This window comes from Bacillus cereus group sp. N21, assembly GCF_016483395.1.
Classification (GTDB): Bacteria; Bacillota; Bacilli; order Bacillales; family Bacillaceae_G; genus Bacillus_A; species Bacillus_A pseudomycoides.
This window is the reverse complement of sequence record NZ_JAEHBX010000109.1, coordinates 1-10,106: the sequence shown is the minus strand read 5'-3', so window position 1 is coordinate 10,106 and position 10,106 is coordinate 1. Positions and strand designations below refer to the sequence as shown.

Sequence of the window (10,106 nt, the reverse complement as noted above, 5' to 3'; positions counted from 1 at the left end):
TATGATTTAATTGTACGCGTGAAGGGTGAAGAAGAGAAAGCGAAAGGAATTCAAATACATACGAAGCTATGAAAAATTGGCAAGCGGAGTGTACCCGCTTGCCGTTTCCATTTCCAGTTGGTTCTGGCACAACACATGCTCATCAATTTACTCAGTTACTGTATATTGTTTGGCGGAATCGTATTTGCTATTTCTTTATTTTTGGGCTGAGATTGAACCGTTTCTTTTTTTACTAGTTGTGTTTCTATATTGTTAGAACAACCTGTAATTATAAATAAAGAAGTAATTGCTAATCCTGTTGCTACATAATATTTTACGTTTTTAGACTCCTTTCCTATATGTATGAGATTTCAAGTATATGGAATAAATATCAAGAAATTGTGGAGTGATATGCATGATTTCGAGTGAAAAGGAATCGTTGGGGAATCTGTATCTCGCTTAAACTGGCAGTAGGACGCTCACTGATTAATGTTTTACTTTCTACACGATAATTATTAATTGACGAAAAATTATAACAATAATAAAATGAATTACATTGGATAATTTGTTTTGATACATAGAATTCAAGGGGGATTATTATGAAGCCAACATTTTTTGCCCAAAATAGAGAACGATTAACGAGAACATTGCCAGATGAATCGATTACTATTTTATTTGCCGGACAGGCACCACATATGTCAGCTGATGCACACTATAAATTTGTGCCGAATCGAAATTTTTACTATTTAACGGGAATCGATGAGCCAAATGTTATTTTTATTTTAAAAAAATTTGGAGATAGTGTAGAAGAAACTCTTTTCATTGAAAAACCAGATCCAGTGCTTGAAAAATGGGTTGGTAAAACCGTTTCGAAAGAAGAAGCAGAAAACATTTCTGGTATTAAGAAGGTTGTATATATAGAAAGTTTTGAAGTAACAATTGCGAATACACTTTTCGCAGAAAATGTGAAACATGTGTATTTAGATTTAGAACGTCGTAATTGGAAAGGTACTGAGACGAAGGCGCTAGCATTTGCGAAGCACGTAAGAGAACAGTATCCTCATCTTTCAATTGGGAATGTCTATCCGAACATTTGTGAATTACGAGTGTTCAAAACAGATGAAGAAATTGAAAAAATAAAAGAAGCAATTGAGGTTACTCAAGAGGGTATTTATAATGTGCTGAAACAAGCGAAAGCAGGCATAATGGAATATGAATTAGAAGCGCATTTTGATTTCACATTAAAATCGTCTGGTATTAAATATCATGCATTCGATACAATTTTGGCGAGTGGTAAAAATGCTACTGTGCTGCATTATGAAGATAATGATGCAAAAGTGCAACAAGGTGATTTAGTACTGCTCGATTTAGGTGCTCAAAAAGACTACTACAATGCTGATATTAGTTACACATTCCCAGCTAGTGGAACATTCTCTAATCGCCAAAAACAAATATATAATATTGTATTAAAGGCATTAAAAGAAACAACTGAACTTATAAAGCCAGGATTAAAATTCGCTGCATTAAATGAACATACAAAAAAAGTACTGGCAGAAGAGTGTAAAGAAATTGGTTTAATTCAAGAAGATGAGGAACTATCTAAATATTATTATCATGGTGTGAGCCATTTCCTCGGTTTAGATACTCATGATGTAGGAACATACAAAGATAGAGTATTAGAAGAAGGTATGGTCATTACGATAGAACCAGGTTTGTATATTGAAGAAGAATCAATTGGAATTCGTATTGAAGATGATATTCTTGTCACAAAGGACGGGTATGAAAACTTGTCAAAAGATATCATTAGAACGGTTGAAGAGATTGAAGAGTTTATGAGAGAAAATAATGAAAACGTTAAGGAAAGACAAGTTGTTACAAAATAGTAAATGTAAAAGACGCTCTTATTCTTATTTCACATATACATAGGCTTCATTTGCAGTTACGTAAACGTAAAGTAACTCCAAAATATACAATAAAAGTTGATTTTGGAGTTGCTTTTTGTTTACTTCACTTTTTTCGGCATTCTGCATCTAGGAGGTAAATCCGTTGACCACGGCAAGACTTTATCAATTTCTTCTTTATTGTTTAAATCGATATTGGGAAGCGTTTCAAACAAATAAAGAAGATAATGATAGGGACTTAAATTGTTCTCTTTTGCGGTTTCAACCACACTATACATGATGGCACTTCCTCTAGCACCTCGCGGTGTATTTGAGAACATCCAATTTTTTCTCCCAATTACAAACGGTTTAATAGAACGTTAACTTCTGTTGTTATCGATTTCTAAATGGCGTCTAATAAAAAAGCTTCAAGATGATTCCATTGATTCAAACAATAAGAGATGGCTTTTCCTAGAGCGCTTTTTGGCAAAACAAGATCTTTCTGTTCATGAAGCCATACCGAAAAAAGGTCCAGAATGGGCCTGCTTTTTTTTAGACGCTGCTCATATCGCTCGGTAGGGTTGACATGGTTGAGCTTCCTTTCAATCGAATAGAGTTGATTACAGAAGTGTAAACCTTCATTTGCCTTCACTTTTTTCCCCTTCTGTGAATCAAGTAAAGCTTTTAAGGCTTCATCAAACTTCCGTCTGGCATGCGCCCAACATCCCACAAGAGTAACATCCGGTACTTGATGATAACCACTATATCCATCTACTTGTAAATACCTTTGAAAACCAGTTAAAAACGCTTCGGATGTTCCCCTGCTCTTGTGGGCTGATAGTCATAGGGAACAATAGGGATATCCTCTCGCCCCGTACGGTATAACCACAGATAGGACTTGGTTGTTGCGGTCCGTCCAGGTTCGCGTAAGACTTGGAAGGTTGTTTCGTCTGCATGAAGGATGGTTCGAGTAAGTAGATGTTCATGCATCCTTTCATACAAAGCCACTAACCATCGATCGGCCCCATATAATAACCAAATTCCCATCGTTTGTCGTGATAAGAAGATTCCCATGCGTTCAAAATGCTTTTCCTGACGATAAAGAGGCAATCCTTCTACATATTTTTGTGTCATAATATACGCCATAATGGATGGGGAAGCGATACTTTTAGGGAAGGCGGGGACTGGCATCTTAGCCGTCACAACTCATCTAATTCACACTTACGACAAGCGTATACATACCTCTTATGTTCTGTCACCTTTACTTCCGCAGGAAGAATCGTCAGTTCCTTTCGGACTTCTACACTCATCTCATGCAAAGCACCACCACAGCACGAACAAAATTGTTCCTCATTCGGTAAACGATATTCAACCGTTTCAACAGTGAGGTTTTGGACAGACTCATCCCTATGACCGCGTTTCTTTTTGCGACGATAGGTGATCGTTTCAACAGCTGGTTCGGGTGTTTCAGAATCACTTTCTTTCTCAGCCTCATTAAACAGTTCTAAAGCGAGTTGATTATTAGGTGTTTTTTCGCTAGACGTACCAAACCGTTTTTGTTGACTAAGACGAAACTGTTCTTCAGACCATCTCACTTTTGCCGTGAGTTCCTCTACTTGAGCTTGAAGTGATTCAATTGTGGGTTGGTTTGAATGTGAAGGTGTTGTTTTCATGGATAAATAAATTCCACAAAATTATCCAAATTCCTTTTACATATATGATCCTTATAGAATGGTTCTCGTATGTACGGCTTGATGTCCTTGTTTTTGGTGAAAAGCAAATCCATCAAGAAGCCCTCTCAATTGTCGTCTTGATATGGTAAGTGGCACACTTGGATGACCAGTTGGCCAATAAAACATTCCCTTTTCCAATCTGCGATAGTGCAATCAGAAACCATTATGTTCCCAAACAAGAATTTTTAGTTTGTCGCGTGAGTGATTACAAAAAACAAGTAAACAAGAAGAAAAGGGGTCTAACTCAAATTCTTCTTTTACAATAGCCGCTAGTCCATCAATCGATTTACGTAAATCTGTTGCCCCTTGTGCAAGATATACTTTTTCAATTACGATTTCTGATATCATTGTTGTTTCACCGCTTGCATCACTTGTAGGAGCACTTGGGGAGTAAAAGGCACATCTAATTCAATGGTTGCTTCTTGAATGTGAATTCGAATGGTGGCATGTATGTTTTCTTCTACGACAGGGACATTCATAGAAATCCAATTCACACGCTCATTTTTATTTTGCTCTTCAGTTTCAGGTGATATTTTTTCAACCAGTAATATAGCCGATGAACCGGTAGGTTCTGTTTTTGACACCAGGCAACTTTGGATAATCCACTGTTTTTATAGTCTTGAATATAAGTTTCCCATTCTTTCTTTAATAGGTGTCTTTTCATAAAAAAACCTCCACATGTAGTATGTAAGGAGATTATCTCATGAGTTATTTACAAATTGTAGGTGGGGAATATTTGACGCTTACCTCGATATCAGCAATGTGCAATGTCCTACAATTATCAAGAGCGACGTATTATTATGAGGCAAAACAAGCACAAGATACGGTAGATGAATTGTCACCACTTGTGAAAGAAATCTTCCGAGAGAGCCGTCAGAACTATGGAACACGAAAGATAAAAGTGGAATTAAAGAAGTTAGGATATGTGATTTCACGTCGCCGTATTGGGCGAATCATGCAGAACCAAGGTTTAGTATCGAACTATACGATTGTACAGTTTAAGCCGAAGAGAATTTGCTGTAATGAAGAAAACATTTCAAACGAACTCCATCGTCAGTTCAACCAACAAGAAGAGCTAGCTGTAGTCGTAAGTAATTTAACATACGTCCGCGTGAACAAAAAGTGGAATTAAGTATGTTTATTAGTCGATCTCTTTAATCGAGAAATCATAGCGCAGGTCAAAGGAAAGATGCCGAGCTTGTTTCGCAGGCTTTCGCAACGGTGAAAGCAAACTTGAATCGGATTACCTTATTTCATACAGATCGAGGAAATGAGTTTAAAAACAAGCTGATTCATGACAAGTTAAAGACCTTCAAAATCAAGCGTTCATTAAGTGGAAAAGGCTGTCCATATGATAATGCAGTAGCGGAATTGACTTGCAAAATCTTCAAAACAGAGTTCGTTCGCGGTCGTCATTTCACAAGTTTAGAAGAATTGATTTTAGAATTGAACGACTACGTAAACTGGTTTAACAATGTTAGAATCCATGGCACACTAGGCTATTTGAGCCCTGTTCAGTACAGGCAGGAACACCTTAAAAAAATTGTCTAGTTTCGTGTTGACATACCACTACATCTCACAATGTGTAGCAGGTGTGAAATAGAGTAATTGAAATAGGATACATAAACATTTCTGATCTAGAAATTGTTCATGTATCCTATTTTTTATGTTATTTTAATGAGTTCAAATTATATATAACGTAAGAAATCTCTTTCTAAAAAAGTATCCATATTCTTGTCTTTCTACAATAATAAAGAAATAGGGTAATGGAAAACTTCTGCCAGCGCTGTCCATCCTTTTATAATGAACGCTTCAATAGATACCAGAACGTATATTTGGTATAATCAAAACATGCTACTAGAAGCTTAATAGTATGGAAATTAAGCTTTGCAAGTATTAATAGAATAAGCGAACAATTTATACTTTGCAAAGTCATTGTTAGAAAGGAATAGATGAGATGAATCAAATTTCATTTGAAGATTTATTTGATGAGAATGTAGTGGAGGCGACCGAGATAGAAGTACCTTTATCTTCACTGCAGAAAGATATCTTGGAATTGCTCAATTCTGAAGAAATAAGTGCAATGAAGCTATGTGAAAAATTAATACTATCAGGAAAAATACCTAATGAAAGATTCACAACCGATAAGCCTAAAGCTTACGGACAAGTATGCTTAATTCTTGAAGGTTTTGTTACTGAAGGAAAGCTTACTTTTATAAAAAATGATGAGAAAAGAGATAGATTATATAAAATGAAAGAAGAAGTTTCTTAATGCTTCAAAAGCGTATAATACCCAGATTAAATACGCTTAAAATAACGTGTTTTTCTATTTAAGTGGGAAGATTTCTGTCATTTTTTATGACACAATTATACCAACATTATACGCAATTGACAGAATTATACCCACTTACTCTACGAATTTACTCTTTCTATATTATGCTTTACGCAGTCTAAGACTCCTTTTGCTTTCAAAATAAATAGACAGGAGAATAGAATGGGATATCAATATGAAATATTTATGTTTTGGTATGTAGGTTTTATTTTCTGGGTGTTACTATTAATTTCTTTAATAACTTTTATTGTCGCTATAAAACGAGAATCTTGGATAATGACACTTGTCAGCCTCATTTTAATAATTCCTAATGTTATATTCATGCTAATAGATAAGTTGGAATTAATTATATATCTAGCTTTAATTTTACCTATCTTACAAATTTTAATGGTAGTTAAATTTATAAAAAAAGGCATGGGTTTAACATGAAAAGTTAAAAAAGTTAGAGAGGGAATTTTCAGTCATAGAAGCAGCTTGATTATGCGTATCTGCATTTCGAATTTAAAGTTAATTTTAAGGATAGTCCTAGATCTTTAAATTTTATTGAAAATATCGTGTATTTGTTGATTTGAAATAAAGTTCAACCGTTTTGAAATTATCAATACCTAAAACGTAAAAAGTCATAAAAAATAAATGGTGATACATATTAGTCATGTATAATATGTATCACCATTGTAATTCTTGTTCCACAATCGCGCCCTTTAATGGAATAACTAAAACATGGTCTCAATCTTTAAATTCAATTAATTCTTCTTTCACTATAGCACCCGTTACTTTAAGTACAATTCTTCACATACTTTAAAATATAAAAGGTTGATCATCTATTTTGAACAGATATTCTAACATTCATTCTTATAAATTATGTAGTTGCTAAAACTAATAATTTTCATAAGGTTGAATAAAAACCTCATTTACTTTATGATACGGTTCTCCGTTGTATATCTAAATGAGTTTTTTTCTCTTTTATAAATATCCTAACAACGCATTTAAGCAATCATTTTCCATCCTACTAAGTAGTTTACGGGCTTGTTCGATAATTCTATTTATAAAAATTCGCTCCTTTTTATTGACAGAAAATTCAAATTTATTATATAATTTTTGGTATTACCAATGTCTTTAACATGTATTACCATAAAATAAAGGGGACGATGGCTTGAAAGAAAAGGAACGCTCCTCAGATAAAATTGAGAATGAATTAATTAGATCCATATTGGCTGGTGTTTATTCTGTAGGAAGTACTTTACCGCCGGAAAGAGAGCTTGCGAAAGAATTTGGTGTTGGTCGCCCAACTATTCGGGAGGCGCTTCAACGTTTAGGAAGGAGTGGATGGATAACAGGGAGAAAAGGAATGCCAGCGCTTATTAATGATTATTGGAGCAATGGGAATCTAACGACACTTATTAATATTGTTGAGAATCATCATATCATTACAGATGAATTTATTATGTACTTATTAGAATTTAGAAGTTCGTTGACTCCGACTTATATTCGTGATGCTGTTACGTTTAATCAACCTAAAGTGGTTGCTCTCCTTGCCAATCTTGAGCAGCTTGAAGATAGTGCAGAAAGCTATGCAGCATTTGATTGGGATTTGCAAAAAAGGTGTGCTGGGCTTGCGGCCAATCCGATCTTTCTACTCATTTTAAATAGCTTCGATTCCATTTATGTAGATATGGGGAAAAGATATTTTTCTGTAAAAGATCATCGTGGGTTGTCCTTCAACTATTACCACGACTTATTAAAAGCTGCATTAAAGGGAGATGCAATTGAAGCGGAAAGATTGTGTAAGACAACAATGGAGAAAAGCTTGGCTCTCTGGAAAGATAGAAAAAAATAAAGAAAGCTGGAGGCGTAATGAATGAAACTAAAATATTTTAAAGAATATTTTTCCTACCCTGATATATTGATCATGAGCTGTTTTTTCCTCATTAGCTTTGGATTTATGATTCTACATTTAATCTCTATCGGAATTTGGGGTGCTTTTATTTTGGGAATGATTATGTATTCCGTAGCTGAGTACGCTACTCACAGGTTTATTTTTCATCTAAAGCCACCAAAGAATGCATTTTTATTAAAAATGCTTAAGCGCCTACATTATGACCACCATACAAATCCGAATGAATTACATTTATTATTTTTACCCTTATGGTATAGTGTACCCAACATTGCAATTGCAGGAGCAATTTTTTATTTTCTTTCATCCAGCTTTGTCATGACAAACGCATTTATTGCAGGTATTATGCTCTTTTTATTATTTTATGAGTGGAAGCATTATATCGCGCATCGCCCCCTTCAACCAATATCACCATGGGGGCGCTGGATGAAAAAGGTTCATTTATGGCATCACTTCAAAAATGAAAATTACTGGTATGGTGTTACGAACCCAGCCTATGATTTTCTCATGGGCACCTTTAAAGACCAAAAGGATGTTGCCCAAAGTAAAACTGCTAAAAATCTAGAAAAACGTGGTGACCAGAAAATAGAATTATAAAAAATAATCCATTGTCATCATCCTGGAAATGTCGAATGAATTTTGCAGCTTCGACATTTCTCAGGGAGTGACAGGCATTTTTTTCTATTGAGTAGTAAGCATGGTAATAGATTGCATAAGACTCGTTTGAAAGTTTTTCTTACCGAAAAATGCATCCGCTTTGTTCTGTATTTCTCTTAGCATTGCGTCATTTTCACGAAGTGTTTCGCGGATTCTATCTACAATCTGCATCGCGTTTGCCCCAGTGATTTCTTTAGCGACTCGTTCCAGAAGAATCTTTGTATCAACAGAAAATTTCCGCGTAAAGCTATGGCACCTGACAATGTTATTGCGGAGAAACTCGGAATATTCAGGCGTGAAAGCACGACGAATACAGCCCCTCATCCCTGCATAACCATAGGAAATCTCCGATGCGGCCCGATAAAACAAAATCATCCCGTCAGCACGGCTTGATTCAGGGTGCAACCTGAGTTCCGTAATATACGAAACTAAGCGCTTCATCACTACTGTCCCTTGCTCAGTCGCTTCCCACCATTCTAATAAACGCTGTTGTTTTTCTTCAGTCATCCATGTATAACTTGTTCAACAAACCTTTATAATCTTTTTTACTTCCCCAAAATAATCAAAAAACTGCTTTAGGGCATAACAGTATGTTTTTAGTGTATTGCTGCTTTTTTCTGTTGCATCTAAATACTTCAAATACTTCATCACCGGAACTAAAGGCATTCCTCCTTCATCAAGAAGTAAATACCTTTTCTTACTACCATCAAGTAACACTTCCTGTACTTTCATAACATCCTCCACCTTAAAACATAAGATCATATAGTAAACATATTAAACTAGAATTTTTAAATATAGTTTATAATTCTAATATGTATTAAAAAGAGGATATTAGCTCTTATATTGAACTAACTATCCTCAATCATAGTACAGTTAATTAAAAAAAGTTGCACTGTTTTTTTCTTTTTGATTAAAAAAATGTCTTAGCGTGGGTTTTATGTCATTTGATTGGCGGGACCCCATCGCTATCAAGCTAAGATTTTGAAGTACCCCCAAAATGAAAATTTTCTTTCTCTACAGTTAGTTATTTGGAGAAGTTAGTGTTGGTTTAAATAAAGTTTGATCAAAAATGTTTTGCAAATCCTTATTTAGTGAGAATCAAAAAGAAATCATTTTGAAAATAGATTAATCAAGATGGTTTCTTTTTGTGTATTGCATAGGGATTTAGTAGGGTCATTTTAATTAAACTTTATCCCAGTGCTATAGATAACGGCGCACCTTGAAATAAAATAGGGTGTGATGTTTAGTGGTTTTTATATTTTAATAATTGTATATAAATAAAATATGCTATAGAGCACCGAGATATAATGGTATGATATTACTGTAATTCATAATTTATACAGAAAAGGGTAGGGATAGAATATGCTATATTCCAAAAAGTTAGTAGGTATGAGTTTGATAGTATCACTTACGATAGGTGGGCTAAGTGCTTGTAATACATATGCAGATTCATCGAAAGTAAAACAAGGAAGTGTATCTAAAAAGAGTGATAATGCAAATAGACCAGCTGAAGCTCTAACAGCTTACATGAATGCGGGCTTCTATGATAAAGACATAGACAAAATGAGTAAATTAACAGGTGAAGATGGAAAACAATTTAATGAAGCGATGGCGGAAAAGGTTAGAAAAGC

The 10,106-nt window shown here is 34.7% G+C and carries 10 protein-coding genes and 4 pseudogenes; 8 read left to right on the top strand and 6 right to left on the bottom strand.

Features of this window, described 5'->3' with window-relative positions:
- Both JDS96_RS33530 and JDS96_RS28545 read left to right on the top strand, forming a co-directional pair.
- Window positions 1–72: pseudogene (locus JDS96_RS33530) on the top strand (BA_1872 family lipoprotein); the annotation flags it as partial.
- Window positions 73–578: 506 nt separating this feature from the next.
- Window positions 579–1,862 (top strand): aminopeptidase P family protein, encoded by a 1,284-nt coding sequence (locus JDS96_RS28545; protein ID WP_199668833.1) that lies wholly within the window; start codon window positions 579–581, stop codon window positions 1,860–1,862.
- 119 nt (window positions 1,863–1,981) lie between these two features.
- On the opposite strand, the pseudogene tnpC reads toward JDS96_RS28545, so the two are convergent.
- The 4 genes and pseudogenes from tnpC to tnpA all read right to left on the bottom strand — a co-directional run bounded on the left by tnpC (window position 1,982) and on the right by tnpA (window position 4,256).
- Window positions 1,982–3,532, bottom strand: a pseudogene (gene tnpC, locus JDS96_RS32925) (IS66 family transposase).
- Window positions 3,533–3,583: 51 nt separating this feature from the next.
- Window positions 3,584–3,940 (bottom strand): annotated as a pseudogene (gene tnpB / locus JDS96_RS33150) (IS66 family insertion sequence element accessory protein TnpB).
- On the bottom strand, window positions 3,937–4,071 hold the full coding sequence (locus JDS96_RS33525) for a hypothetical protein (RefSeq protein ID WP_472926299.1): 135 nt from the start codon (window positions 4,069–4,071) through the stop codon (window positions 3,937–3,939). Before JDS96_RS33525 ends, tnpB begins: the two are co-directional and overlap by 4 nt.
- Before the next feature lie 11 nt (window positions 4,072–4,082).
- Window positions 4,083–4,256 (bottom strand): IS66 family insertion sequence element accessory protein TnpA, encoded by a 174-nt coding sequence (tnpA, locus tag JDS96_RS33520; RefSeq protein ID WP_472926298.1) that lies wholly within the window; start codon window positions 4,254–4,256, stop codon window positions 4,083–4,085.
- 84 nt (window positions 4,257–4,340) lie between these two features.
- Between tnpA and JDS96_RS32590 the strand changes: the two are divergent.
- From JDS96_RS32590 to JDS96_RS28500, 5 genes and pseudogenes are all read left to right on the top strand, one after another.
- Window positions 4,341–5,143, top strand: a pseudogene (locus tag JDS96_RS32590) (IS3 family transposase); the annotation flags it as partial.
- A 406-nt stretch (window positions 5,144–5,549) separates the two neighbouring features.
- Window positions 5,550–5,864, top strand: coding sequence for a DUF3895 domain-containing protein (locus JDS96_RS28515; RefSeq protein ID WP_199668829.1), 315 nt, complete (start codon window positions 5,550–5,552; stop codon window positions 5,862–5,864).
- Window positions 5,865–6,086: 222 nt separating this feature from the next.
- A complete protein-coding gene (locus JDS96_RS28510; RefSeq protein ID WP_018780437.1) occupies window positions 6,087–6,353 on the top strand; it encodes a hypothetical protein in 267 nt (88 codons plus the stop codon).
- Window positions 6,354–7,077: 724 nt separating this feature from the next.
- Window positions 7,078–7,761 (top strand): GntR family transcriptional regulator, encoded by a 684-nt coding sequence (locus JDS96_RS28505; RefSeq protein WP_199668828.1) that lies wholly within the window; start codon window positions 7,078–7,080, stop codon window positions 7,759–7,761.
- A 21-nt stretch (window positions 7,762–7,782) separates the two neighbouring features.
- Window positions 7,783–8,415 (top strand): sterol desaturase family protein, encoded by a 633-nt coding sequence (locus tag JDS96_RS28500; protein WP_097793855.1) that lies wholly within the window; start codon window positions 7,783–7,785, stop codon window positions 8,413–8,415.
- Window positions 8,416–8,499: 84 nt separating this feature from the next.
- On the opposite strand, the gene JDS96_RS28495 is transcribed toward JDS96_RS28500, so the two are convergent.
- Together JDS96_RS28495 and JDS96_RS28490 are read right to left on the bottom strand one after the other, a co-directional pair.
- Window positions 8,500–8,982 carry a hypothetical protein gene (locus JDS96_RS28495; RefSeq protein WP_199668827.1) on the bottom strand — a complete coding sequence of 161 codons (483 nt, stop codon included), beginning with the start codon at window positions 8,980–8,982 and terminating at the stop codon, window positions 8,500–8,502.
- Between the two features lie 15 nt (window positions 8,983–8,997).
- Window positions 8,998–9,207, bottom strand: coding sequence for a transposase (locus tag JDS96_RS28490; RefSeq protein ID WP_199668826.1), 210 nt, complete (start codon window positions 9,205–9,207; stop codon window positions 8,998–9,000).
- Between the two features lie 657 nt (window positions 9,208–9,864).
- On the opposite strand from JDS96_RS28490, the gene JDS96_RS28485 reads away from it, so the two are divergent.
- Window positions 9,865–10,106, top strand: a 242-nt coding sequence (locus JDS96_RS28485; protein ID WP_242480013.1) for a DUF5105 domain-containing protein, incomplete at its 3' end; no start/stop codon positions are given.